The sequence below is a fragment of the Bradyrhizobium sp. Ken51 genome (assembly GCF_055807435.1).
In genome coordinates, this window is sequence record NZ_JBVVPB010000015.1 from 23,738 (window position 1) to 47,133 (window position 23,396).

The 23,396-nt window shown below is 64.7% G+C and carries 24 protein-coding genes; 14 read left to right on the forward strand and 10 right to left on the reverse strand.

Annotated features, from left to right (window positions below; translation table 11 throughout):
* The first annotated feature begins 114 nt into the window (after window positions 1-114).
* From AC0L27_RS23965 to AC0L27_RS24005, 9 genes are all read left to right on the forward strand, one after another.
* Window positions 115-1,749, forward strand: coding sequence for a flagellar hook-length control protein FliK (locus AC0L27_RS23965; protein WP_354204847.1), 1,635 nt, complete (start codon window positions 115-117; stop codon window positions 1,747-1,749).
* Between the two features lie 13 nt (window positions 1,750-1,762).
* Entirely contained in the window at window positions 1,763-2,470 is a 708-nt protein-coding gene (locus AC0L27_RS23970; protein WP_275169509.1) for a flagellar hook assembly protein FlgD, read from the forward strand.
* A gap of 369 nt (window positions 2,471-2,839) precedes the next feature.
* Complete coding sequence (sciP, locus tag AC0L27_RS23975) at window positions 2,840-3,115, forward strand: CtrA inhibitor SciP (RefSeq protein WP_002714638.1); 276 nt, start codon at window positions 2,840-2,842, stop codon at window positions 3,113-3,115.
* Window positions 3,116-3,307: 192 nt separating this feature from the next.
* Complete coding sequence (gene fliF / locus AC0L27_RS23980; RefSeq protein WP_354204844.1) at window positions 3,308-4,918, forward strand: flagellar basal-body MS-ring/collar protein FliF; 1,611 nt, start codon at window positions 3,308-3,310, stop codon at window positions 4,916-4,918.
* Window positions 4,919-4,935: 17 nt separating this feature from the next.
* Window positions 4,936-6,027 carry a flagellar motor switch protein FliG gene (fliG, locus tag AC0L27_RS23985; RefSeq protein ID WP_275169511.1) on the forward strand — a complete coding sequence of 364 codons (1,092 nt, stop codon included), beginning with the start codon at window positions 4,936-4,938 and terminating at the stop codon, window positions 6,025-6,027.
* The gene (locus tag AC0L27_RS23990) at window positions 6,027-6,647 is read left to right on the forward strand and encodes a FliH/SctL family protein (protein ID WP_219681649.1); all 621 of its coding nucleotides are present in this window, start codon (window positions 6,027-6,029) and stop codon (window positions 6,645-6,647) included. Before fliG ends, AC0L27_RS23990 begins: the two co-directional genes overlap by 1 nt.
* A 3-nt stretch (window positions 6,648-6,650) precedes the next feature.
* Complete coding sequence (fliN, locus tag AC0L27_RS23995; protein WP_007614079.1) at window positions 6,651-7,001, forward strand: flagellar motor switch protein FliN; 351 nt, start codon at window positions 6,651-6,653, stop codon at window positions 6,999-7,001.
* Window positions 7,002-7,045: 44 nt separating this feature from the next.
* Window positions 7,046-8,431: a sigma-54-dependent transcriptional regulator FlbD gene (gene flbD, locus AC0L27_RS24000; RefSeq protein WP_275169513.1), complete on the forward strand. Its 1,386-nt coding sequence runs from the start codon at window positions 7,046-7,048 to the stop codon at window positions 8,429-8,431.
* A 327-nt stretch (window positions 8,432-8,758) separates the two neighbouring features.
* Window positions 8,759-9,907 carry a M20 family metallopeptidase gene (locus tag AC0L27_RS24005; RefSeq protein WP_473320545.1) on the forward strand — a complete coding sequence of 383 codons (1,149 nt, stop codon included), beginning with the start codon at window positions 8,759-8,761 and terminating at the stop codon, window positions 9,905-9,907.
* A 151-nt stretch (window positions 9,908-10,058) separates the two neighbouring features.
* Here the strand turns inward: AC0L27_RS24005 and AC0L27_RS24010 are convergent, their stop codons facing one another.
* The 10 genes from AC0L27_RS24010 to AC0L27_RS24055 form a co-directional block, all read right to left on the reverse strand.
* A complete protein-coding gene (locus AC0L27_RS24010) occupies window positions 10,059-10,217 on the reverse strand; it encodes a hypothetical protein (RefSeq protein ID WP_018453881.1) in 159 nt (52 codons plus the stop codon).
* A gap of 93 nt (window positions 10,218-10,310) precedes the next feature.
* Window positions 10,311-10,892: a flavin reductase family protein gene (locus tag AC0L27_RS24015; protein WP_354256864.1), complete on the reverse strand. Its 582-nt coding sequence runs from the start codon at window positions 10,890-10,892 to the stop codon at window positions 10,311-10,313.
* A 31-nt stretch (window positions 10,893-10,923) separates the two neighbouring features.
* A complete protein-coding gene (locus AC0L27_RS24020; protein WP_354204839.1) occupies window positions 10,924-11,760 on the reverse strand; it encodes an ATP-binding cassette domain-containing protein in 837 nt (278 codons plus the stop codon).
* 20 nt (window positions 11,761-11,780) lie between these two features.
* Window positions 11,781-12,587 carry an aliphatic sulfonate ABC transporter permease SsuC gene (ssuC, locus tag AC0L27_RS24025; RefSeq protein ID WP_354204837.1) on the reverse strand — a complete coding sequence of 269 codons (807 nt, stop codon included), beginning with the start codon at window positions 12,585-12,587 and terminating at the stop codon, window positions 11,781-11,783.
* On the reverse strand, window positions 12,584-13,741 hold the full coding sequence (gene ssuD, locus AC0L27_RS24030) for an FMNH2-dependent alkanesulfonate monooxygenase (RefSeq protein ID WP_354204835.1): 1,158 nt from the start codon (window positions 13,739-13,741) through the stop codon (window positions 12,584-12,586). Before ssuD ends, ssuC begins: the two co-directional genes overlap by 4 nt.
* A gap of 142 nt (window positions 13,742-13,883) precedes the next feature.
* Window positions 13,884-14,834, reverse strand: coding sequence for a sulfonate ABC transporter substrate-binding protein (locus AC0L27_RS24035; protein WP_354204833.1), 951 nt, complete (start codon window positions 14,832-14,834; stop codon window positions 13,884-13,886).
* Between the two features lie 360 nt (window positions 14,835-15,194).
* The gene (locus AC0L27_RS24040) at window positions 15,195-16,361 is read right to left on the reverse strand and encodes a cytochrome P450 (RefSeq protein ID WP_354204831.1); all 1,167 of its coding nucleotides are present in this window, start codon (window positions 16,359-16,361) and stop codon (window positions 15,195-15,197) included.
* Between the two features lie 77 nt (window positions 16,362-16,438).
* Window positions 16,439-17,227: a helix-turn-helix transcriptional regulator gene (locus AC0L27_RS24045; protein WP_354256867.1), complete on the reverse strand. Its 789-nt coding sequence runs from the start codon at window positions 17,225-17,227 to the stop codon at window positions 16,439-16,441.
* Between the two features lie 116 nt (window positions 17,228-17,343).
* Window positions 17,344-17,703 carry a DUF2200 domain-containing protein gene (locus tag AC0L27_RS24050; protein ID WP_354204827.1) on the reverse strand — a complete coding sequence of 120 codons (360 nt, stop codon included), beginning with the start codon at window positions 17,701-17,703 and terminating at the stop codon, window positions 17,344-17,346.
* A 37-nt stretch (window positions 17,704-17,740) separates the two neighbouring features.
* Window positions 17,741-18,946 carry an LLM class flavin-dependent oxidoreductase gene (locus AC0L27_RS24055; protein WP_007596175.1) on the reverse strand — a complete coding sequence of 402 codons (1,206 nt, stop codon included), beginning with the start codon at window positions 18,944-18,946 and terminating at the stop codon, window positions 17,741-17,743.
* 273 nt (window positions 18,947-19,219) lie between these two features.
* On the opposite strand from AC0L27_RS24055, the gene napE reads away from it, so the two are divergent.
* From napE to AC0L27_RS24080, 5 genes are read left to right on the forward strand one after another with little or no spacing between them, the layout of a single operon-like run.
* Window positions 19,220-19,405, forward strand: a complete 186-nt coding sequence (napE, locus tag AC0L27_RS24060; protein ID WP_007596178.1) for a periplasmic nitrate reductase, NapE protein — start codon at window positions 19,220-19,222, stop codon at window positions 19,403-19,405.
* Window positions 19,406-19,431: 26 nt separating this feature from the next.
* Entirely contained in the window at window positions 19,432-19,746 is a 315-nt protein-coding gene (locus AC0L27_RS24065; RefSeq protein ID WP_007614109.1) for a chaperone NapD, read from the forward strand.
* Between the two features lie 16 nt (window positions 19,747-19,762).
* Window positions 19,763-22,276, forward strand: coding sequence for a nitrate reductase catalytic subunit NapA (gene napA, locus AC0L27_RS24070; protein ID WP_354204824.1), 2,514 nt, complete (start codon window positions 19,763-19,765; stop codon window positions 22,274-22,276).
* Window positions 22,273-22,743: a nitrate reductase cytochrome c-type subunit gene (locus AC0L27_RS24075; protein WP_354204822.1), complete on the forward strand. Its 471-nt coding sequence runs from the start codon at window positions 22,273-22,275 to the stop codon at window positions 22,741-22,743. Before napA ends, AC0L27_RS24075 begins: the two co-directional genes overlap by 4 nt.
* Complete coding sequence (locus AC0L27_RS24080) at window positions 22,740-23,393, forward strand: NapC/NirT family cytochrome c (RefSeq protein WP_354256871.1); 654 nt, start codon at window positions 22,740-22,742, stop codon at window positions 23,391-23,393. Before AC0L27_RS24075 ends, AC0L27_RS24080 begins: the two co-directional genes overlap by 4 nt.
* The last annotated feature ends 3 nt before the right edge of the window (window positions 23,394-23,396 follow it).

Genomic DNA, 23,396 nt, shown 5'->3' on the forward strand with positions numbered 1-23,396 from the left:
GCGGCAGAGCGTCAAATAATCAAGTCTTTGATTTTGCTTGATAAAATTGCTGCGCGCGAGGGTGGCCCGCTCCTTGCTACCTCTCATGGCGAAGATGTTTCCAAGGGGTTGCCTGTGGTCGGTCGTACGTCAGATGTCGTGGCAAGCGTGCAAGTCCAGAGCGCGCCGCAAAAGCCTGCCCGGTCGCAAGCACCGAAAGAGAGCTCCGCCAACGATTCCTTCGGCTCGCTGGTGGACAGCAACACCCAGGCGATCAGCGACAGCGCGGCGTCCTCCGCGCAGGACTCCCCGCGCCGGACCGATTCATCGTCCTCCGCCTCCGACAAGAGCCCGCGCGATCGCTCTGCGACCGACAAGTCCTCGCAGAGCAAGGCCAGCGACGACGCCGACAATTCCGCGTCCGCCAAAAACGACGCCAAGAGCGACACCAAGGACGACGCGACCACTGATGCGGCCAAGGCTGATAGCAAGACCAAGGACAAGCCGGAGGCGTCCGACGCCAAATCGGCCGACAAGTCTGCGGACAAGTCCGACGAGACCAAGGGGGACGAGGCCGGCGGCACTGATGGCCTCGCCGCCGCCGTCGATACCGCCGCCGCCGCGCAGATTGACGCGACGCTGGCCGGCGTGCCCGATCCAAACGCCCTCGCGGCGGTCGTGCCGGTCGATCCCAACGCGGCTGCGAACCAGGGCGCCGGCGCTGCCTCCTCGCCGCTGGCGATCGCCGCCGCCGGCATCGCCGCCAGTGCGTCGATCGCAGCGCAGATCGCCGGCACCAAGATCGATACCGCGACGCCGGGCGACAAGAGCGCCAAGACCGCAAGCGCCAAAGTCGATGCCGACACCTCGGCAACGCTGGCCGATGCCGCGACCGGGGCGACCGATTCGACCGCGGCGGATGCGAAGACCAATGGCGGCCTGATCGCCGCCGTCGACCAAGGCACGCCAAAAACCTCGTTCAAGGCCGCAGCCCTCGCGCAAGGCGGGAGCGATGTCTCCAACATCGGCCAGGACACCGGCAAGGCAAACGCCGCGCAGACCTCGGCGACGGCTGCGTCCGCCAACACGGCGCATCCGCAAGCCGACAAGCCGACAATCGACGCGAACGCAGCCGAGGCCAAGGCTGGGACTTCCGACCGCACCGCCGATGCGGCACCGGCGACGGCAACTCATCATGCCCATGCGGGCACGCAGGCCGCTGTCCCCACCACCGACAGCAGCGCGCAGGCGGCCTCCGCCATTCAAGCGCCGCTGACCAATACGACTTCGGCCGCGACCGCTTCGACCGCGACGCTCACCGCGACCGCGGCGAATGCCAACGCCATTCCAATCAGCGGCGTGCCGATCGAAATTGCCGCCGCCGCACGCGCGGGCAAGACCCAGTTCGACATCAGCCTCGATCCGCTCGACCTCGGCCGCATCGACGTCCGCATCAATGTCGACCGCAACGGCCAGGTCACGTCGCATCTCACCGTCGAGAAGCCTGAGACGCTGCAGATGCTGCGGCAGGACGCGCCGCAATTGCAGCGCGCGCTCGACGATGCCGGCCTCAAGACCGGCAGCAACGGGCTGTCCTTCAGCCTGCGCGACCAGAATTCATCGGGCCAGCACTCCGGCCAGAACAATGACAATGGCGGCAATGCCCGCCGGCTGATCATCAGCGACGAGGACGCAGTTCCCGCGGCCCCGGTCGGGCGCAGCTACGGCCGCATGCTCGGATCGAGCAGCGGCGTCGACATCAGAGTGTGAGGAGTATCGAGACATGACCACCACGAATTCCGCCACCGCCCCATCCGTCGTCTCCGGCACGACCGACCTGCCGAAATCCTCGTCGAACACGAGCCTGGGCTCGAACACCGGCGCGACGCTGGCCGGCAACTTCCAGACCTTCCTGACGCTGCTGACGACGCAGCTGCAGAACCAGAACCCGCTCGATCCGCTCGACACCAACCAGTTCACCCAGCAGCTGGTACAGTTCGCCGGCGTTGAGCAGCAGCTCAAGACCAACGACTCGCTGTCCCAACTCGTCACCCTGCAACAGACCACGCAGGCGACCCAGGCGCTCGGCTTCGTCGGCAAGACCGCCCTGGTCGACGGCACGACCGGGACCATGACGAATTCGTCGGCGACCTGGCATCTCAACGTGCCCAGCGACGCCACCGTCGACATCACCATCGCCAATGCCAGCGGCCAGACCGTGTTCACCGGCAAATACACCGCCGGCGCGGGCACCGACGTGCCGTTCACCTGGAACGGAATGGGCAATGACGGCACGCAATGGCCCGACGGCAAGTACACGATCTCGGCCACGGGTAAGGATGTCGCCAACAACAATGTCGGTATCGCCGCGCAGGTGCAGGGCACGGTGTCGTCCGTCGACCTGACCCAGTCGCCGCCGCTGCTGACCATCGACGGCGCCAGCTACACATTGAGCCAGGTCAAGAGCATCATCGCGACGGCCAGCAATTAAAGGCGGAATGCCGCTGGATAATCGGTGTCGTCCTGGCGAAAGCCAAGACCCATAACCACCGCAAGCCGTTTTGGTGCGAGGACGTGACCCCGAGTCGTCGTAGCGACTACTCCCTGGGGTAATGGGTCCCGGCTTTCGCCAGGACGACAATTGGAGCCTTGCGACACCCCGCGCAGGCCTCGTTCGTTAGTAAAGTATTTACGAACACCCCCTCGGCCCGCCTGGACGCACCGTCCCGCCGGTCGAGACGGCTGCGTTCCAGCCATTTTCAACGAGAATTGTATTGAAGCCTTAGGCTTAGCGGATTTTTAAGCCGGCGGGCGTAGGGTTCCTGAGTGAGTTCAGTGGTTGAGAGTTTGTGAGTACGCCATGACAGAACCCCATCGCCCGAGGGTAAAATACGTCATCGGGCCGGACGGTAGTCCGTTGACGATTGCGGATCTGCCTGCACCCGGCACCAAACGCTGGGTCATCCGCCGCAAGGCCGAGGTCGTCGCCGCAGTCCGTGGCGGTCTTCTCTCCCTCGAGGAGGCCTGCAGCCGTTACACCCTGACGGTTGACGAATTCCTCTCCTGGCAGTTTTCGATCGACCAGCATGGTCTGGCGGGACTTCGCACCACCCGTATCCAGCAATATCGCCAGTAGGCAATCCGGAAATCTGCGGCTTTTGACGAAAATCGGCCTCGCCTTGCGAGGCCGATTTTTTTCATGTTTCGTTTTGGCGCGACTTTCGTCGCAGCTCTTAACCTTCGTTAACCATATCGAAACCATCACCTAGGCAATAATTGCCCAGTCGGCCTTTCCTGTGAAAGCAGCCGAATCTGTCGGGGCGGTTGCTTGCAAGGTCTTGCGGACTTTCTGAAGGGTATCGGAGCCGCCCGGTTCGGGGCGATGATCGCGGTCACCGCCGCGCTCGTCGGCTTCTTTGCGTTCGTCATCATGCGCGTCACCACGCCGCAGATGACGACGCTGTTCACCGACCTCAGCGTCGAGGACTCCTCGGGCATCATCAAGGACCTGGAGCGCCAGGGCATCCAGTTCGAGCTGCGCAACGAGGGCACCATCATCATGGTGCCCAAGGACAAGGTCACCCGGCTGCGGATGAAGCTCGCCGAGGGCGGCCTACCCAAGGGCGGCGGCGTCGGCTACGAGGTGTTCGACAAGTCGGATGCGCTCGGCACCACCTCTTTCGTCCAGAACATCAACCATCTCCGCGCGCTGGAAGGCGAGCTCGCCCGCACCATCCGCGCCATCGACCGCATCCAGGCCGCCCGCGTCCATCTGGTGCTGCCCGAGCGCCCGCTGTTCTCGCGCGAGGCGCCGGAGCCGTCGGCCTCAATCGTGGTTCGGGTCCGCGGCGCGCTGGAGGCCCAGCAGATCCGCGCCATCCGCCACCTCGTCGCCTCGGCCGTGAACGGGCTGAAGCCGCAGCGGGTCTCGATCGTCGACGAGACCGGCCAGCTGCTCGCCGACGGCGCCCAGACCGATCCGGAGCAGGCGATGGGCGACGAGCGCCGCACCGCCTTCGAGAAGCGGATGCGCAAGCAGGTCGAGGACATCGTCTCCTCCGTGGTGGGCACGGGGCGCGCCCGGGTCCAGCTCTCCGCCGATTTCGACTTCAACAAGATCACCCAGACCTCGGACAAGTACGACCCCGAAGGCCGCGTGCTGCGCTCGAGCCAGACCCGCGAAGAGCAGAGCATGACCGCCGACAACAACGGCCAGGTCACCGTCAACAACGAGTTGCCGGGCAACCAGCAGAACGGCGGCGTCGCGGCCAAGGACCAGAGCAAGAAGAGCGAAGAGACCAACAACTACGAGATCTCCCGCACCACCAAGACCGAGGTGACCGAGGCCGGTCGGGTCAACCGCATCTCGGTCGCGGTGCTGGTCGACGGCATCTACTCCAAGAACGAGAAGGGCGATCTGGCCTACCAGGACCGCACCAAGGAGCAGCTCGACCGCATCGCCACGCTGGTGCGCTCGGCGATCGGCTTCGACCAGAAGCGCGGCGACCAGGTCGAGGTCGTCAATCTGCGCTTTGCCGATGCCCCCTCCACCACCCCGATCGCGGAGCCAAGCGGCCTGCTCGGCATGCTCCAGTTCACCAAGGACGACGTCATGTACTTCGTCGAGCTCGGCGTGATGATGCTGCTCGGCCTGGTCGTGCTGTTCCTGGTGATCCGGCCGCTGGTCAGGCGCATCCTGGCATCCGACGAAGTCGCGGCCGCCATCTCCGGCGTCCTCACCGGTCCCGCCGCGAGCGATGAGGCCGCCCCGTCCGGCCAGCCGCTGCTGCCGAGCGGCGCCGCCAGCGCGATCGACGTCGCCACCGTCCAGGGCCAGGTCCATGCCCAATCCGTCCATCGCGTCGGCGAACTCGCCGAACGCAATCCCAACGAGACCGTCGCCATCATCCGCCAATGGCTGACCGAACCCACGAAATAATCGAGAAGTGATCTGACATGGCCGCTGCCCTGCAAAACGCCAATTCCAACGACATCACCAGCGTGATCTCCACGCTCGGTCAGCGTGCCGGCAGCCGTGCAGGCGCGAAGGTCGAAGCGGTGGCGGGTCCGAAGCGCGCCGCGATCCTGATGCTGGCGCTCGGCGAGCAGTATGGCGGCAAGATCTGGTCGCTGCTCGACGACGACGAGGTGCGCCAGCTCTCCCTGGAGATGTCGACGCTCGGCACCGTCGAGGTCGACACCGTGGAGGACATGCTGCTCGAATTCGTCTCGCGGATGTCGGCCTCCGGCGCGCTGATGGGCAATTTCGACGCCACCGAGCGGCTGCTCCAGCAATACCTGGCCCCCGAGCGCGTCAACGGCATCATGGACGAAATCCGCGGCCCCGCCGGCCGTAACATGTGGGAGAAGCTCTCCAACGTGCAGGAAGAGGTGCTCGCCAATTATCTCAAGAACGAATATCCGCAGACCATCGCGGTGGTGCTGTCGAAGCTGAAGCCGGAACACGCCGCGCGCGTGCTCGGCATCTTCCCGGAGGATCTGGCCCTCGACGTGGTCAACCGCATGCTGAAGATGGAAGCGGTGCAGAAAGAAGTGATCGAGAGCGTGGAGAAAACGCTGCGCACCGAGTTCATGTCCAATTTGTCACAGACCCGCCGACGCGACGCCCACGAGGTGATGGCGGAAATCTTCAACAATTTCGACCGCCAGACCGAAACCCGCTTCATCACCTCGCTGGAAGAGGACAACCGCGAATCGGCCGAGCGCATCAAGGCGCTGATGTTCACCTTCGACGACCTCGTGAAGCTCGATTCCGGCTCCGCCCAGACCCTGATGCGCAACGTCGACAAGGACAAGCTCGGCGTCGCGCTCAAGAGCGCCAACGAGGACGTCCGCAACTTCTTCTTCGGCAACATGTCCTCGCGCGCGGCAAAAATGCTCCAGGACGACATGGCGGCGATGGGTCCGGTCCGCCTGCGCGACGTCGACGAGGCCCAGGCTCTGCTGGTCAACCTCGCCAAGGATCTCGCTGCCAAGGGCGAGATCATGCTGACCAAGAACCGCGCCGACGACGAGCTGGTGTATTGATGGCCGCTCCGGCAAAATTCCTGTTCGACAACGACTTCGCCGCGCCCGACCGGACGCGGGAGAAGGCCGCAACCGCGGCCGAGATCGCCCAGAAGGTCGCGGAAGCCGAGGCGCGCGCCTATCAGGACGGCTTCGCCGCCGGCCAGCGCGAGGCCAAGGCCGAGAGCGACCGCCGTGTCGCGCTTGCCATGGAAGAGATCAACATCGCCATCCGGGGCATCGCCTCGGGCATCGGCAACATCGAATCCAAGATGGAAACCGAGGCGGTCGACGTCGCGGTCGCGGTGGCGCGCAAGCTGTGCGCCGATCTGGTCGCCGCCGAGCCGCTCGGCGAGATCGTCGCGCTGGTCAAGGATTGCTTCTCGCATCTGGTCGCGACGCCGCATCTGGTCGTCCGCATCAACGACGCGCTCTACGATTCCGCGCGCGAGAACATCGAGCGGCTGGCCAGGCAGAACGGCTTCGAAGGCCGGCTGGTGATCCTGGCCGAGCCCGAGATTGCCACCGGCGACTGCCGGATCGAATGGGCCGATGGCGGCGTCGTGCTGGAGCGCGCCGCCATCGCGGCCAAGATTGACGAAATGGTGGGACGCTATGTTGCGTCCCGCAGGGGGAGCTAAGCCATGAGCGACACCGACGGACAGGTCCCGCTGCCCGATCTCAACGGCCCGATGCCGCCTGCCGGCACCGACGTCGGCTACAACGAGGACGAATATGCGACGCGCGCCGCCGCCGACCTCGAGGCCGTATTCGACGTGCCGGTGCAGGTTTCGGCCGTGCTCGGCCGCTCCAAGATGGACGTCAGCGAGCTGTTGAAGCTCGGACCCGGGACGGTGCTTGAGCTCGACCGGCGCGTCGGCGAGGCCATCGACATCTACGTCAACAACAAGCTGGTCGCCCGCGGCGAAGTCGTCCTGGTCGAGGACAAGCTCGGCGTGACCATGACCGAAATCATCAAGACTGAACGCGCCTAAAGCGACGACGCGCGGCAGCGCGACCAGACGGACAGGAGACTGACATGCGGCTTCTCATCGTTGGCACATTGAAGGGCCAGCTCACCACCGCCACCAAGATCGCAATGGCGAACGGCGCCACCGTGACCCACGCCGAGGATAACGAACAGGCGATGCGCGTGCTGCGCGGCGGCAAGGGCGCCGACCTGCTGCTGGTTGACGTCGCCCTCGACATCCGCGATCTCGTGATGCGGCTCGAGGCCGAGCACATCCACGCCCCGATCGTCGCCTGCGGCATCACCAACGACGCCCGCGCCGCGGTCGCCGCGATCCACGCCGGCGCCAAGGAATACATCCCGCTGCCGCCGGACCCGGAGCTGATCGCGGCGGTGCTGGCTGCCGTCGCCAACGATTCCCGCGAGCTGGTCTATCGCGACGAGGCGATGGCCAAGGTGATCAAGCTCGCCCAGCAGATCGCGGGCTCGGACGCCTCGGTGATGATCACCGGCGAATCCGGCACCGGCAAGGAAGTGCTGGCCCGCTACGTCCACACCCGCTCGGCGCGCGCCAAGCGCCCGTTCATCTCGATCAACTGCGCCGCGATCCCCGAGCATCTGCTGGAGTCCGAACTGTTCGGCCACGAGAAGGGCGCCTTCACCGGCGCGATCGCCCGCCGCATCGGCAAGTTCGAGGAGGCAACCGGCGGCACGCTGCTGCTCGACGAAATCTCGGAGATGGACGTCCGCCTGCAATCCAAACTGCTCCGCGCCATCCAGGAGCGCGTGATCGACCGCGTCGGCGGCACCAAGCCCGTCCCGGTGGACATCCGCATCATCGCGACCTCGAACCGCAACCTGGTCGAGGCCGTGCGCGAAGGCACGTTCCGCGAGGACCTCTTGTTCCGGCTCAACGTCGTGAACCTGAAGATTCCGCCGCTGCGCGAGCGTCCCCTCGACATCCTCGAGCTCGCCCAGCACTTCGTGAAGAAATACGCCGAAGCCAATGGCGTGCCGATGCGCCCGATCTCGGCGGAAGCCCGCCGCGTGCTCTCCACCAACCGCTGGCAGGGCAACGTCCGCGAACTCGAAAACACCATGCACCGTTCGGTCCTGATGGCGCAGGGCGACGAGATCGGCGCCGATGCGATCCTCACGCCCGACGGCGACCGCCTCGACCTCGCCAAAACCGCGCCGGCCGTGGCGCATGCCACCATGGCTGCCGAGCAGGTGACGCGGGCGCTGGTCGGCCGCACTGTCGCGGATGTCGAGCGCGACCTGATCCTGGAGACGCTGAAGCACTGCCTCGGCAACCGGACCCATGCCGCCAACATCCTGGGCATCTCGATCCGCACGCTGCGCAACAAGCTCAACGAATATTCCGACGGAGGCATTCCGATCACCCCCGCCGGCACGCCGGGTGAATATCCGCGCATGCCGATGGTGGGGGCGTAGGCGCTCTACGCTGACTGAGAGAAACGAATGCCCGGGCTGGTCCCGGGCATTTTTCTTTGAGAAGAACGCCACCGCGCGCCACACCCCTGTGTCGTCCCGGCGAAGGCCGGGACCCATAGCCACAGGGAGCAGTTTGGCGAAGATTAGTCGTTCGGTACTCCTATCGTCCGTACTCGATAGATTCCGCGGTATGGGTCCCGGCCTTCGCCGGGACGACGGTGGAGAGATATCCCACCTTGAACCGCAACATAGCCGCACCGCATCCGGCGACTAGGTCAGGCCCCCGCAAGGCCCTATAACTCCGCGTGAAACCACGCGAGGGTCAACATGTCTCAAGCTCAAATCACGGACTGGCTGGCGACACAGCGGCAGGCGATGATCGATCTGCTGCGCGATGTCGTGAACATCGATTCCGGATCCTATGACAAGGAAGGCGTCGATGCGGTCGGGGCGCGGTTCGAGCGGCATTTCGCCGAGCACGGCATTCCGTTCCGGCGCGAAAGACACGGTACTTTCGGCGATGCGATCCATGCCGAGGTGGCAAAGCCCGGCAGCAACGAGAAGCCGGTGCTGTTGATGGGACATCGCGACACCGTGTTCGGCAAGGGCGAGGCCGGACGGCGTCCGTTCACGATCCAGGGCACGCGCGCCTATGGTCCTGGGGTTGCCGACATGAAGTCCGGCGTCGTCATGAACATATTCGTGGCAACCGCCTTTCACAAATTCGGCGGCAACCCGCACCCGATCAAGCTGCTGATCACCTCGGACGAAGAGATCGGCTCGCCGTCCTCGCGGCCGGTGATCGAGCGCGAAGGACGCAGCGCGCGCGCCGTGTTCAATTCCGAGCCAGGCCGCCCGACCGGCAATATCGTCACGGGACGCAAGGGCGGCATCTTCATGCATTTCGCCATCACGGGTAAGGCCGCGCATTCCGGCGCGAATTTCGCCGCCGGCCTCAGCGCGATCGGCGAGCTCGCGCACAAGATCGTGCATATCCACGCGCTGACCGATCTCGACAAGGGCATCACGCTCAATGTCGGCCTCGTCTCGGGCGGGCAATCCGTCAACACCACGGCGCCTTACGCGGAAGGGCAGATCGACCTGCGCTACGTCGATCCCGCGGATCGCGCGAGGGTGATGACTGCGATCGAGACGATCATCGCGACACCTTACGTGCCCGGCACCAGCGCGATGTTGACGGTCAAGGGCGAGTTCGTGCCGGTGGTGCAGAGCGCCGATTCAAAGGCGCTGTTCGAGAACTATCAGGCCGCCGCAAAGCAGGCCGGCCTCACCACGCTTCAGGGCGAGTTCTCCGGCGGCTGCGCCGATTCCGGGTTCACCGCCGCGGTCGGGACGCCGACCATCTGCGGGCTCGGCCCGGTCGGCGGACTTGCGCACACGCCGGAGGAATATCTCGAGCTCGACAGCATCGTGCCGCGCGCGCAGGCGCTGGCGCTGGCGATTTTGCGGGGGTAGTCGCACACACTCCGCCGTCATGCCGGGCTTGTCCCGCCTGCGCGGCCGAAGCCGCTTCGGCGAGGCGAAGCCCGGGCATCCACGTCTCTCCGGGAATCGCGGCTGCGCGTGGATGGCCGGGTCAAGCCCGGCCATGACGAGGAGAGAGCCGTCACGAATAGCTCGGCGCATCCGGCCTGCGGAAGATCTGGATGGGGTCGCCCGGCACGATCGGATGGCCGCTGAACATGGCATAGGCGTAGAGCGCGAGATAGGCGATCGCGAGCGCGCCAACCGCGTAGAAGGCCCAGGTCGCGACGCGTTTCATCATTGCTCCATTGCTGTCCCGGCGGGAGGCTGAGGCAGCGCTTCTAGAGCGATGACGGGGAAAAGGCCAGCCTGCACGGACTGTGGCCGGCGGCGATCAAATGCCGCGCCGGACCTGGGTGGGAACGCTGACGTCCGCAAGCCTGACCGCGTCTTCGTCCTGATCCACCGCCACGTACTGACCGTGCCAATAGGCCAGCGCAGCGTTGCGGGTCGAATTCCTGACGTCGCGCACCCGCCCAATGACGATGCCGTGCGAATGGCGCTCGATGATCTCCTCGACTTCGCAATCGACGGCGGACAATGCGCCAACCAGCAGCGGAACACCCGAGACCGCGGTCACCCATCTGGCGCCCGCGAAACGATCGGCACCCTTGAGCCCGCCCTTGCCGGCAAAGCGCTCGGCGATGTCGAGTTGATCGGCCGCGAGAATGTTCACGCCGAAGGCGCCGTGGCGCCGGATCAGCGGGAAGGAGGAGGCGTCGCGGTTGATGCTGACGATCAGCGTCGGCGGATCGACCGAGAACGAGCTGACCGAGGTGACCGTCATGCCGGTGATGTCCTTGCCCCGCCCGGCGGTGATGACGCTGACACCGCCGGTGAGGTGGCGCATGGCGCCGCGGAAATCGGCGGACGAGACGGGGATTTCAGTCATGAGATCGCGGGGCACTACATTCATGGCATACTCCCCGAACCGGGGTTCCCTCTATTTAGGTACGATCGTCCGCCGACAAAAGGTGGCTCAGGATCGAGCCTTCGAGACCCGCGAGCTCGGCCGAGCCGCGTTCGCGGGGCCGGGCCGTGTTAACCACGACGTCATGGGCGATCCGCCCTTCCTCGATCACCAGCACCCGGTCGGCCAGCGCGACCGCCTCGGCGACATCGTGGGTCACCAGGATCGCGGTAAAGCCCTGGTCGCGCCAGACGCGCTCCAGCAACCGCTGCATCGAGATGCGAGTCAGTGCATCCAGCGCGCCGAGCGGCTCGTCGAAGGCGAGCACACGGGGGCGCGAGACCAGCGCGCGGGCAAGGGCTACGCGCTGCTTCTGGCCGCCCGACAGCACCGACGGCCACTGGTCGCGCTTGTCGGCGAGCCCGACTTCGGTCAGCGCCTTCTCCGCGCGCGAATGCGCGTCTGACGAGGCGCGATCGCGGCCGAGGCCGACCTCGACATTCGAGAGAACGCGGGCCCACGGCAACAGCCGGGGCTCCTGAAACATCACGCGGATATCCTCCGGCTTCACGGCGTCGCCGAGCGAGATGCTGCCGGCATCGAACTTCTCCAGGCCGGCGATGAGGCGCAGCAGCGTGCTCTTGCCGCAGCCGCTTTTGCCGACGATGGCGACGAACTGGCCGGCGGGGATGTGCAGGTCGATGCCGCGCAGCACCTCGTTGTCACCATAGGATTTGCGCAGGCCACGAATACTGAGCGGCAGGCCGCTCGTTTGCACCGGGCGCTCCTCGCGCACCACGCGGGCGTGAGGCGCGAAATTGGCGCGGCTGGCGAGCTCGGTTTCCGGAAGGGAGGTACGAAGGGCTGTCTGCATGTGATTTCCAGTATGTCTGATCAACGTTTCTGGAACGCGGGGTGCCAGGAGAGCGTCAGGCGCTCCAGCACGCGGGAGGCGCTGTCGGCGAGCTTGCCGAGCAGCGCGTAGATCAGGATCGAGAGCACCACGACGTCGATCAACATGAACTCGCGCGCCTGCATCGCCATGTAACCGAGGCCAGAGGACGCCGCGATGGTCTCGGCGACGATCAAGGTCAGCCACATGATGCCGAGCGCGAAGCGGATGCCGACGAAGATCGAGGGCAGCGCGCCCGGGAAGATCACGCGGCGGAACAGCTCGCCATCGGTCATGCCGTAGATGCGACCCATCTCGATCAGCTGCGGGTCGACGGTGCGGATGCCGTGCAGCGTGTTGAGGTAGATCGGGAAGAACACGCCGAGCGCCACCAGAAACAGCTTCGCGCTCTCGTCGATGCCGAACCACAGGATGACCAGCGGGATCAGCGCCAGATGCGGCACGTTCCGCACCATCTGCAGCGTCGTATCCGTGAGCTTGGCCGAGAGCTGCGACAGCCCGTTGGCGAGGCCGAACGCAAAGCCGATGCTGCCGCCGATCAGGAAGCCGATCGAGGCGCGCCAGAACGAGACCCAGATGTTGCGCACGAGCTCGCCGGAGAGCAGCAGCTTCCAGCCGGCAAGCAAGACGTCGCTCGGCGCCGGCAATACCCGGGTCGGCACGAAGCCGGTGACGCTGGCGACCTGCCAGATCGCGATGATGACGAGCGGCACGACCCACTGGATCAGGCCGTCGACGCGCGGCAGGCGCAAGCCGCGCGGAAGCGAAACGCTGTCGATCAGGCTCATGATTGCGACACCTGCTGCTGCGGACGATAATCGCTGCCGACGGTCTCGCCGAATGGACCGCCGTTGAAGTGAAGCCTGGTCACGTTGCTGGGCTGCTCCAGCGAGAGCAGCGGAAACACCAGCTCGGCGAAACGATAGGCTTCCTCCAGATGCGGGTAGCCCGACATGATGAAGGTATCGATGCCGATGTCCTGGTACTCCCTAATGCGGGCCGCGACCGTCTGGGCGTCGCCAACCAGCGCCGTGCCGGCGCCGCCACGCACGAGGCCGACGCCGGCCCACAGGTTCGGGGCGATCTCGAGCTGGTCGCGCTTGCCGCCGTGCAGCTGCGCCATGCGCTGCTGGCCGACCGAATCCATCCGCGCAAAGTTCTTCTGCGCGGTCGCGATGGTCTCGTCGCTGACATGCTTGATCAGCTCATTGGCCGCGCGCCAGGCCGCGTCGCTGGTCTCGCGGACAATCACGTGGAGCCGGATGCCGAAGGACAATTTTCGGCCGCGTGCGGCGGCCACTTCCCTCACCTTGGCGATCTTCTCCGCAACCAGCGCCGGCGGCTCGCCCCAGGTGAGATATTTGTCGACGGTGTCGACAGCGACGTCGATGCCGGCATCCGAGGAGCCGCCGAAATAGAGCGGCGGACGCGGCGCCTGAACAGGCGGAAACAGCAGCTTGCCGCCCTCGACATGGATGTGCTTGCCCTCGACATTGACGGTCTTGCCGGCGAGCAGCTCGCTATACACGTTGAGGAACTCTCGGGTGACCTCGTAGCGCTCGTCATGGGCCAGGATGATGCCGTCGCCCTTGTTCTCGACGGGATCGCCGCCGGTGACGACGTTGACCAGAAGCCGGCCGTTGGTGATGCGGTCGAGCGTCGCGGTCATGCGCGCGGCCACGCTCGGCGATTGCAGGCCCGGCCTGACCGCCACGAGATAGCGCAGTCGCTCGGTGAACGGCGCGACCGAGGAGGCGACGATCCAGGAATCCTCGCAGGATCGCCCGGTCGGCAGCAGCACGCCGAAATAGCCGAGTTGATCGGCGGCCTGCGCGATCTGGCGCAGATAGTTGAAATTGACCTCGCGGCCGCCGATGCCGGTGCCGAGATAGCGGCCGTCGCCATGGGTCGGCAGAAACCAGAGGATGTTGGCGTTGCTCATCGATGTGCTCCGATAACCTAGCCGTAAGTCGTTCCGACCGCGGCAGCGACGATGCCGATCGACATAACGATGGCTGCGATTACGCGTTGAACGATACGCCTCATGTTCAAACCCTTTGAGATGGGGAGATTGGTTGGCACGATCAGGCTGCCGGGTTGCGCCAGACGATGTCGCGAATGACGATCGGCTTCGGGATCAGGCCGAGCTTGTGGAAGCGGTCGGCGACGCCCTGCTGGGTCGTGATGATGTCGTCGGTGAGCGGGCCGACCACGAAATTCGCGCGATTGGCGGCGACGGTCTGGATGTCCAGCGGGACGCCGGTGATCGCGGCGAGCGATTTGGCGACCTCATCGCGGTGCTGTTCGGCCCATTGTCCAGCCGCGGTCGTCACATCGATGATCTGTTGCAGGATGGCGCCGTGGCTCTTCGCGAAATCGCGATTGGCGATGAAGAAGGAATTGGTCTTGGTGACGTCGCGCGCATTGATCAGGATGCGGCCGCCCTGCTTGGTCTCGCCGATCGCAAAATACGGATCCCAGATCGCCCAGGCCTCGATGCTGCCATTGGCAAAGGCAGGCCCTGCATCCGGCGGCGTCAGATAGACCGGCGTGATATCGGCATAGGTGAGGCCCGCCTTCTCCAGCGTCTGCACCACGATATTGTGAGCGCTGGAGCCCTTGGTGAAGCCGACGCGCTTGCCCTTCAGGTCGGCGATGCCGCGGATCGGCGAGTCCTTCGGCACCAGGATGCCCTGCCCGTTGGTGATGGGCTGGCCGGCGGCATAGACGATCGCCGCGCCCGCAGCCTGGGCGAACACCGGCGGGGAATCCCCGACCGCGCCGAAATCGACGCTGCCGACATTCATCGCTTCCATCATCGGAGGTCCCGACGAGAATTCGACCCATTTGACGTCGATGCCCAAGGGCGCGAAATGTTTTTCCAGGGCGGCCTGCTGACGCGTGATAACCAGCACGCCCGTCTTCTGGTAGCCGATACGAATTTCCTTCACCGCGCCTTGTGCTTTGGCGCTTGAAGCGAATGCGGCGGCTGCCGCAGTTCCAGCGGATAGTTTGAGAAAGTCCCGACGTTGCATCCGACACTCCCGACCGCGTGCGGCCGTCCTTCATTCGTGCTCGGGAATGATGGTGCGGCTGATCGGAGGTGTCGAGACGCGCGGAAAAATAGCGATGCAAGCACTGCAGGTGTGGCGGAGCGCATGATTAATCTTTCAATCCACGGAGCGAATGCAGCGGATATTTTTCCGCACGCGAATGTGAAAAAACGCGCGCGCCCGGCCGAGATAAAAAAAATCGCGAAAACAACCCCATGCACAGTAGCCGGGCCGTGCGAAAACAATGACTTACGTATTATCCGAAATGCGTTTGACTCGTCGGGCAAAACAGGAGCAGGATGTCATCATGGCGGCGTTGCGGATGGACCGGTCCTTGCCGGACTAATGCAGCCACTTCACCGGCAGATTTTGCAGCCCCCGAAACGCCCAGCCGCCGATCCGCACCGGTTCGTCGTCGGCGATCTCGAGCCGGCTCGCACGGGCGAACAATGTCGGCAGTGCGACGTCGGCGATCATGGCACGGGAGGCCCAGGCGCCGGCGCAGAAATGCGGGCCGGCGCCGAACGCGACGCTCTTGGCCGTGTCACGCCGCACGTCGAACTGATCGGCGCGCTCGAAATGCTTCTCGTCGCGATTGGCGGAGCCGAACATCAGGAATACGCGTTCATCGGTTTCGAATGCGACGTCGCGGATGGTCCACGGCTTTGCGATGCGTCGCGGCGACATGCCGATCGGCGAGATCCAGCGGGCATATTCCTCGAAGGCCTGGAGCCACGTCACCTCGCCCTTGCGCACGAGATCGAGCTGGTCGGGATGGGTCAGCAGCGCCCACACCGTGCCGGCGATCGCCTTGCGCGGCTCGTTCTGACCGCCTGAGATCGCCAGTTTCACGTTCGCGCGCACGCTCGCCATCGCCATCCCCGACGCGAGCAGCACGCCGAGGATGCTCTGGTCGGGATGCTTGCGCATCACCGGCAGGATGTCGTCGATGGCGGCATCGATGCCTGACGTCGCCGCATGACAGCGCGCCTCGACCGCGGGATCGCCGGCGTAGTTGGCGATGCCCTCGATCATGCCCTGTGACCAGGCGTCCATGTCCGCAAAGCCGATATTGGTGAGGCCGGTGATCGACTTCAGGCATTCGCCCGAGAACGGCAGCGCGAAGTCGCGCATGAAATCGATGCGCCCGGGCTCGATCGCGTCAATGATGCAGTTGGCATGGGCCTGGAACAGCGCGCTCCAGTGCGCCTTCACCGTCTTCGGCGACACCGTCGGAAACATCGCGCGGCGCTCGACCTGGTGCGCCTCGCCGTCCTTGCGCATCATGTTGTGGCCCATCAGCCGGTTCATCAGGCCTGCAGGCTGGTGCGAGGAGAAGACGTCGATCTGTTTCTCGGAGATCGAGATGTCGTCGCGGCACGTCAGCAGCGTCGAGCCGAGCTGCGGCACGAAGGCGATTGGCGCTTCTTTCCGCATCTTTGCGAGCATCGGATAGGGATCGGCCCAGAATGCGGCCGGGTCGATGTCGATGCGCGGCGCCGTGCTCAAGCTTCGCTCCATTGCTGTTCACCGCCAAGGCTAGCGGCTTCAGGAGGCGCCGTCTGTCCCCAGCGATTGGGACAGCTTCAGTTCAGGCTGCGCGGGCCGGCGAGCAGGCGTAGCACGATCGCAAACAGCTCGCTTTGCGAGGAGATGCCGAGCCGCTCATAGGCGCGCTTGCGATAGGTCAGCGTCGAATGCAGGCTGATGCCGAGCGCTTGCGAGATCGCCTCGGAGCTGAAGCCGGAGAGGATCCGCCGGCAAACGTCCTGCTCGCGCGGGGTGAGGCTGGCGAGCGGCGCGCGCGTCGCGAAGAGCGCGGCGAGAGACTGCTCGGTCGTTGCCGCCGAGCTGTGCTGGAAATGGCGTGCCACGCTCGCACTGATGGCCGGTGCGATGGCCTGAAGCCGCGCACGCTGGACGTCGCTGAAGCGGCCCTGGACAGCGATGCGATAGAAGTTGACGTAGAAGCAGGTGTCGTCGACCCAGATCGCGGTCGCGCATTTGTCGACGATGCCGGAATCCACAAAGAACAGTTTTCGGTAGTGGGCGCCGTACATGCGCGGCGCGAAGGAGGGCAGCACGAGCGTCGCGCGGCCCTCGCCTTCGAACAGCGCATCGCGGTTGGGATCGGATTGGTGGAACTGCCCGGCATAGGCGGCGCCGAGATCGCCGCCGATCGGGATGTTGCCGGCATCGAGCAGGCAGTGTGCGGCGCCCGCGCGGCTCAGCGAAAACACCATGCAATGCCCGACCCCGGCCTCCCGGCGCAGTGTATCGATCAGGATATCAGGGAAATTCGGTCGACCGATGGCGAGCACCGCGGGCGTGACATCGCCAGCTGCCGGATTTGCGGGCGTCCCGTGAGGGCGCATCGTTTTCTCCCCATCGCCTTTTGATGAAATTTATCAGCAATGGCCGCGCAGCGGAAGGCGGGTGTCGCCGGATATCTGCCGCAACGTCGCCGAGGCAGGCGGACGAAGGGAGCGCCTCAGTCGGCACTTTTTCGCAAAATCTTGTCCATTGCCTTTCCCTTGGCCAGCTCATCGATCAGCTTGTCCAGGTAGCGGATCTCTCGCATCGTCGGCTCTTTGACATCTTCCACCCGGACGCCGCAAACCACACCTTCGATCAGGGCCCGCGAAGGATTGATTTTGGGGGCTTTCGCAAAGAAGGTTTCAAAGTCCGTCCCCCGCTCCAGTTGAGCTTCCAGTTGCTTCTGATCGTAGCCTGTCAACCAGGAGATGACCTGATCGACCTCTGCTTTGGTGCGTCCCTTCTTCTCCGCCTTCGCAACGTAAAGCGGGTAAACGCTTGCGAAGCTGGTGGTATAGATCCGGTGTTTTGTCATGAGCATTCCGGGATTGCTTGTTGCAGGACGTGACACCCTACCCCGCCGCCGCCTTCGCTGGCGCGACGCTGACGGCGAGCTTGCCGTAGCGGTCGGTGAAGGCCTCCGTGTCGATTTCCTCGAGCTTGATCTCGCCGCTCATGACGCCTTGCTTCCACGCCGCCTGCGCGGGATCGTTCTGAAATTCCGGCATCACCTCGCGGCCGAACAGCTCCAGGGACTCGCAGATGTGCTCGTGGCTATTCTTGCCCGCCTGGTTGAGCAGAATGACCTGGTCGATATGCGAGCCCTGGAAGCGCTTCAGCTTCCTGCGGATCGTCTCGGGCGAGCCGATCAGGCCGCCGCGCAGCGCGGCCTCCTGGGCCTCCGGATTGTCGCGTTTCCACTTGTTGTACTCGTCCCACATGTTGACGGTGTAGGGCGCCGGACGCTGGCGATTCTGCGAGGCGCCGTAGAAGCGCAACGCGAATTGGAAGAAGGTGGCGCCGTCGGCGCGGGCGCGGGCCTCCTCGTCCGTCTTTGCACACATGAAGAACGACACTAGCGCCATGTTCGGGTTGATCTCGTAATCGGCGAGCTTGGCGAGACGCTTGGTCATGGCGTTGTAATAGGCGTGCACCCAGGCATGCGCGGCGTCCGCGCTGACGAACTGGAAGCCGAGCGCGCCAAAGCCGTGCCGTCCCGCGCGTTCGATGGTCTGGAGTTGCGAGCAGGCCATCCACAATGGCGGATGCGGCTTCTGCACCGGCTTCGGCACGACGTTGCGCAACGGGATGTCGAAATACTTGCCGTGGTGCTCGCTTCCTGCGTCCTTGAACATCGGGAAGATCGCCGCGACGGCCTCCTCGAACACCTCCTTTTTGGTCTCCATGTCGCGGCCGAACGGCGTCAGCTCGGTGATGGAGGCGCTCTCGCCCATGCCGAATTCGCAGCGGCCGTTGGAGAGCAGGTCGAGCACCGCGACGCGCTCGGCGACACGTGCAGGGTGGTTGGTGGTGAGCTGGAGGATGCCGTGGCCGAGCCGGATGTTCCTGGTGCGCTGGCTCGCGGCTGCGAGAAACGATTCCGGCGAAGGCGAGTGCGAGTACTCTTCGAGAAAATGATGCTCGACGACCCAGGCGTGATCGTAGCCGAGCTGGTCTGCCAGTTCCATCTGCGAGAGCGCGTTCTGGTAGAGGCTGAGCTCGTCGCCGGCCACCCAGGGACGTGGCAGTTGCAGCTCATAGAAGATGCCGAACTTCATGACGCCGTCTCTCCCAATTTTTTTGCCCGCTTACTTTGTTGCGCTCATCTTAATGCGCGAGGCAGCGCTGTCTACGAGAACACAATTCCGCCGTGCGGGAGATCGATTTCGCGCATGCGTCGCAACGCGCCGTCCGAGAAGCCGTGCTGCGACAATCCGGCGACCTGACGGATTGATCCAGATCAAGGCGTCGGTGGCCCTGCTGCATCTAAAATGCAGCAAGGCAACGGCCCGGATGCCGTCCCAATCCCCACATTTCAGACGAGACCGAATATGTCGGCCCCCGACGACGCGACTTCGCGCGTGCGCCGCAAGCGCATGGAGATTTTCGCATTCCTGTTCCTGACCGCGATCGTGATGCCCGTCCTCGCGGTCGGAACGGTCGGCTCATACGGCCTCGGCGTCTGGATCTACCAGATGTTCGCCGGCCCTCCCGGCCCGCCGCCCTCCCCGCATTGATCTCCTCGAAGCGAAAGACAGGCATCATGGCCGAATCCAAACTCAACCGCCGCGCATTGATTACCGGCCGGGTGCTCAGCGCCGACCGCATCGTCGCGCCGCCCGGTTGCGAAATCGCCAGCATCATCGTGCAGGCTCGCCCCGAGCGTCTGGACCAGCTGGAAGCCGCGATCACCGCCCTTGCCGGCTGCGAGATTCACGGCCGCGACGCGCGCGGCAAGCTCATCGTCGTGACCGAGGCGCCTGATGCCGGCAGCCTCGGCACCCTGCTTAACACCATCCAGTCGCTGCCCGACGTCTATTCCGCAGCGCTGGTCTTCCACGCCATCGAAACGGCTTAGGGCCGGGAGAGCCGTCATGACATCGCCAAAACTCGACCGTCGCCAGATGCTCAAGCTGGAGGCTGCAGCAATCGCAGCTGCCGCCGCCGGCATGCCGGCACCGGTGCTCGCCGCCAACCTCGTCGCCGAGCGCGACGTCGCCGAACTGAAATGGGACAAGGCCGCCTGCCGCTTCTGCGGTACCGGCTGCTCCGTGATGGTCGCGACCAAGAACAATCGCGTCGTCGCCACCCACGGCGACATCAAGGCCGAGGTCAATCGCGGCCTCAACTGCGTCAAGGGTTACTTCCTCTCCAAGATCATGTACGGCCACGACCGCCTGACGCAGCCGATGCTGCGCAAGACGGCCGGCAAATACGACAAGAACGGCGAATTCACGCCCATCTCCTGGACCGAAGCCTTCGACATCATGGAGGTGAAGTGGAAGGAGGCGATCAAGAAGCGCGGCCCGAACGGCGTCGCCATGTTCGGCTCCGGCCAGTGGACGGTCTGGGAGGGCTATGCGGCCGTGAAGCTGTTCAAGGCCGGCTTCCGCACCAATAACATCGATCCCAATGCGCGCCACTGCATGGCTTCCGCCGTCGCCGGCATGATGCGCACCTTCGGCATCGACGAGCCGGCCGGCTGTTATGACGACATCGAGGCCACCGATGCCTTCGTGCTGTGGGGCTCCAACATGGCGGAGATGCATCCGATCCTGTGGACGCGCCTCGCGGACCGCCGGCTCTCCGCGCCGCATGTCCGCGTCGCCGTGCTCTCGACTTTCGAGCACCGCTCGTTCGACCTCGCCGACATCGGCATGATCTTCAAGCCGCAGACCGACCTCTACATCCTCAATGCCATCGCCAACCACATCATCAAGACCGGCCGGGTCAACAAGGACTTCGTTGCCGCGCATACCATCTTCAGGCGCGGCCAGACCGACATCGGCTACGGCTTGAGGCCCGAACATCCGCTGCAGAAGAAGGCGACGGGCGCGGCGAAGGCCAACGATTCCACCGAGATGAGCTACGACGAGTACGTCAAGTTCGTCTCCGAGTACACGCTGGAGAAGGCGGCCGAGATGTCGGGCGTTCCGCTCAATCGCTTGGAGGCCCTCGCCGAGCTCTATGCCGACCCCAAGACCAAGGTGGTCTCGTTCTGGACCATGGGATTCAACCAGCACACCCGCGGCGTCTGGTGCAACAACCTCGTCTACAACATCCATCTGTTGACCGGAAAGATCTCCTCGCCCGGCAACAGCCCGTTCTCGCTGACCGGCCAGCCCTCGGCCTGCGGCACCGCGCGCGAAGTCGGCACCTTCTCGCACCGTCTGCCGGCCGACATGGTCGTGACCAACAAGGAGCACCGCACCAAGGCCGAGCACATCTGGCAGGTGCCCGAGGGCACCATTCCCGACAAGCCCGGCGCCCACGCCGTGCTGCAAAGCCGCATGTTGAAGGACGGCCTGATCAACGCCTATTGGGTGCAGGTCAACAACAACCTGCAGGCCGGTCCCAACGCCAACGAGGAGACCTATCCGGGCTTCCGCAATGCCGACAATTTCATCGTGGTCTCGGACGCCTATCCCTCGGTGACGGCGCTCGCCGCCGATTTGATCCTGCCGACCGCGATGTGGGTGGAGAAGGAGGGCGCCTACGGCAATGCCGAGCGGCGTACGCAGTTCTGGCATCAGCTCGTCGCTGCCCCGGGCGAGTCGAAGTCCGATCTCTGGCAGCTCATGGAATTCTCCAAGCGCTTCAAGATCGAGGAGGTCTGGCCGGAGGAGCTGATCGCCAAGAAGCCGGACGTGCGCGGCAAGACGCTGTTCGACGTGCTCTACAAGAACGGCCAGGTCGACAAGTTTCCGGTCTCCGACATCGAGCAGGGCTACCTCAACGACGAGTCCAAGGCGTTCGGTTTTTACGTCCATAAGGGCCTGTTCGAGGAATACGCCACCTTCGGCCGTGGCCACGGCCACGACCTCGCGCCGTTCGACACCTATCACCGCGAGCGCGGCCTGCGCTGGCCTGTCGTCAACGGCCAGGAAACCAAATGGCGTTTCCGCGAGGGTAGCGACCCCTACGTCAAGCAGGGAACGGACGTGCAGTTCTACGGCTATCCCGACGGCAAGGCGCGCATCTTCGCTCTGCCTTACGAGCCGCCGGCGGAATCGCCCGACAACGAATATCCCTACTGGCTCTCGACCGGCCGCGTGCTCGAGCACTGGCATTCCGGCACCATGACGCGCCGGGTGCCCGAGCTCTACAAGGCCTTCCCCGAGGCCGTGTGCTTCATGCATCCTGACGACGCGCAGGAGGCGAAGATCCGCCGCGGCGACGAGGTGAAGGTGGTCTCCCGCCGCGGCTTCATCCGTGTTCGCGTCGAGACGCGCGGCCGCGACCGGCCGCCGCGTGGCCTCGTATTCGTGCCGTGGTTCGACGAATCCAAGCTGATCAACAAGGTGACGCTGGACGCCACCGATCCGATCTCGCTGCAAACCGATTACAAGAAGTGCGCCGTGCGCATCGAGCGGGTGAACGTGTCATGATGAAACGATTTGGAGTAGCGCTGCTCGCAATCGCGATCGCGGCTGGCGCGAGCTCGCTGACCGCGCAGACGGTGACGTCAGGCCTGCGCGGCCCGACGCCGCTCAACGACGAAGGGCCGGCGCCGCCGATGCTGCCGAACCGCAACACCTCCGAAAGGGAAGTGCGCAACTATCCGGAGCAGCCGCCTGTCATCCCGCATGCGATCGATGGCTATCAGGTCGATCTCAACGGCAACAAGTGCCTGTCCTGCCATGCGCGGGCGCGCATCGCGGAATCGCAGGCGCCGATGGTCTCGATCACCCACTTCATGGATCGCGACGGCCAGTTCCTGGCCTCGATCTCGCCGCGCCGCTTCTTCTGCACCGAATGCCACGTGCCGCAGAACACCGCCAATCCACCCGTCAGCAACGACTTCACCGACATCGACACGCTGCTGTCGCGCGCAAGCCCCGGTGGCCGCCGATGACGACGACCGCCGATGAGCCCGAGGAGGGAATGAAGGCCAAGGGCGGTTTCGTCGCGCGAAGCTTGGACTTTGCGCGCGAGCTCTGGCAGGTGCTGATCCGTCCGAGCTCGGTGTTCGGGCTCGGCGTGCTGGTGCTGGCGGGCTTCATGGCCGGCGTGATCTTCTGGGGCGGTTTCAACACCGCGCTGGAATTGACCAACACCGAAAAATTCTGCACCGGCTGCCACGAGATGAAGGACAACGTCTATGCCGAGCTGAAGTCGACCATCCACTTCGCCAACCGTTCCGGCGTGCGCGCGACCTGTCCGGATTGCCATGTGCCGCACAACTGGACCGACAAGATCGCCCGCAAGATGCAAGCCTCCAAGGAGGTCTGGGGCAAGATCTTCGGCACGATCGACACCCGCGAGAAATTCCAAGATCACCGGCTCGAGCTGGCGGCGCATGAATGGGCGCGCTTCAAGTCCAACGATTCGCTGGAATGCCGCAACTGCCACAGCGCCGATTCCATGGACATCACCAAGCAGTCGCCGCGGGCCTCGGTCGCCCACCAGCGCTTCCTGTTCACCAAGGAAAAGACCTGCATCGACTGCCACAAGGGCATCGCCCACCATCTGCCCGACATGCGCGGCGTTCCCGGCTGGCAATAGGGG

Coding starts and splice junctions, on each gene's coding strand:
- AC0L27_RS23970 (WP_275169509.1), top strand. CDS start 1,763: ATGACCACCACGAATTCCGCCACCGCCCCATCCGTCGTCTCCGGCACG.
- sciP (WP_002714638.1), top strand. CDS start 2,840: ATGACAGAACCCCATCGCCCGAGGGTAAAATACGTCATCGGGCCGGAC.
- fliG (WP_275169511.1), top strand. CDS start 4,936: ATGGCCGCTGCCCTGCAAAACGCCAATTCCAACGACATCACCAGCGTG.
- AC0L27_RS23990 (WP_219681649.1), top strand. CDS start 6,027: ATGGCCGCTCCGGCAAAATTCCTGTTCGACAACGACTTCGCCGCGCCC.
- fliN (WP_007614079.1), top strand. CDS start 6,651: ATGAGCGACACCGACGGACAGGTCCCGCTGCCCGATCTCAACGGCCCG.
- flbD (WP_275169513.1), top strand. CDS start 7,046: ATGCGGCTTCTCATCGTTGGCACATTGAAGGGCCAGCTCACCACCGCC.
- AC0L27_RS24005 (WP_473320545.1), top strand. CDS start 8,759: ATGTCTCAAGCTCAAATCACGGACTGGCTGGCGACACAGCGGCAGGCG.
- AC0L27_RS24010 (WP_018453881.1), bottom strand. CDS start 10,217: ATGATGAAACGCGTCGCGACCTGGGCCTTCTACGCGGTTGGCGCGCTC.
- AC0L27_RS24015 (WP_354256864.1), bottom strand. CDS start 10,892: ATGAATGTAGTGCCCCGCGATCTCATGACTGAAATCCCCGTCTCGTCC.
- AC0L27_RS24020 (WP_354204839.1), bottom strand. CDS start 11,760: ATGCAGACAGCCCTTCGTACCTCCCTTCCGGAAACCGAGCTCGCCAGC.
- ssuC (WP_354204837.1), bottom strand. CDS start 12,587: ATGAGCCTGATCGACAGCGTTTCGCTTCCGCGCGGCTTGCGCCTGCCG.
- ssuD (WP_354204835.1), bottom strand. CDS start 13,741: ATGAGCAACGCCAACATCCTCTGGTTTCTGCCGACCCATGGCGACGGC.
- AC0L27_RS24035 (WP_354204833.1), bottom strand. CDS start 14,834: ATGCAACGTCGGGACTTTCTCAAACTATCCGCTGGAACTGCGGCAGCC.
- AC0L27_RS24045 (WP_354256867.1), bottom strand. CDS start 17,227: ATGCGCCCTCACGGGACGCCCGCAAATCCGGCAGCTGGCGATGTCACG.
- AC0L27_RS24050 (WP_354204827.1), bottom strand. CDS start 17,703: ATGACAAAACACCGGATCTATACCACCAGCTTCGCAAGCGTTTACCCG.
- AC0L27_RS24055 (WP_007596175.1), bottom strand. CDS start 18,946: ATGAAGTTCGGCATCTTCTATGAGCTGCAACTGCCACGTCCCTGGGTG.
- napE (WP_007596178.1), top strand. CDS start 19,220: ATGTCGGCCCCCGACGACGCGACTTCGCGCGTGCGCCGCAAGCGCATG.
- AC0L27_RS24065 (WP_007614109.1), top strand. CDS start 19,432: ATGGCCGAATCCAAACTCAACCGCCGCGCATTGATTACCGGCCGGGTG.
- napA (WP_354204824.1), top strand. CDS start 19,763: ATGACATCGCCAAAACTCGACCGTCGCCAGATGCTCAAGCTGGAGGCT.
- AC0L27_RS24075 (WP_354204822.1), top strand. CDS start 22,273: ATGATGAAACGATTTGGAGTAGCGCTGCTCGCAATCGCGATCGCGGCT.
- AC0L27_RS24080 (WP_354256871.1), top strand. CDS start 22,740: ATGACGACGACCGCCGATGAGCCCGAGGAGGGAATGAAGGCCAAGGGC.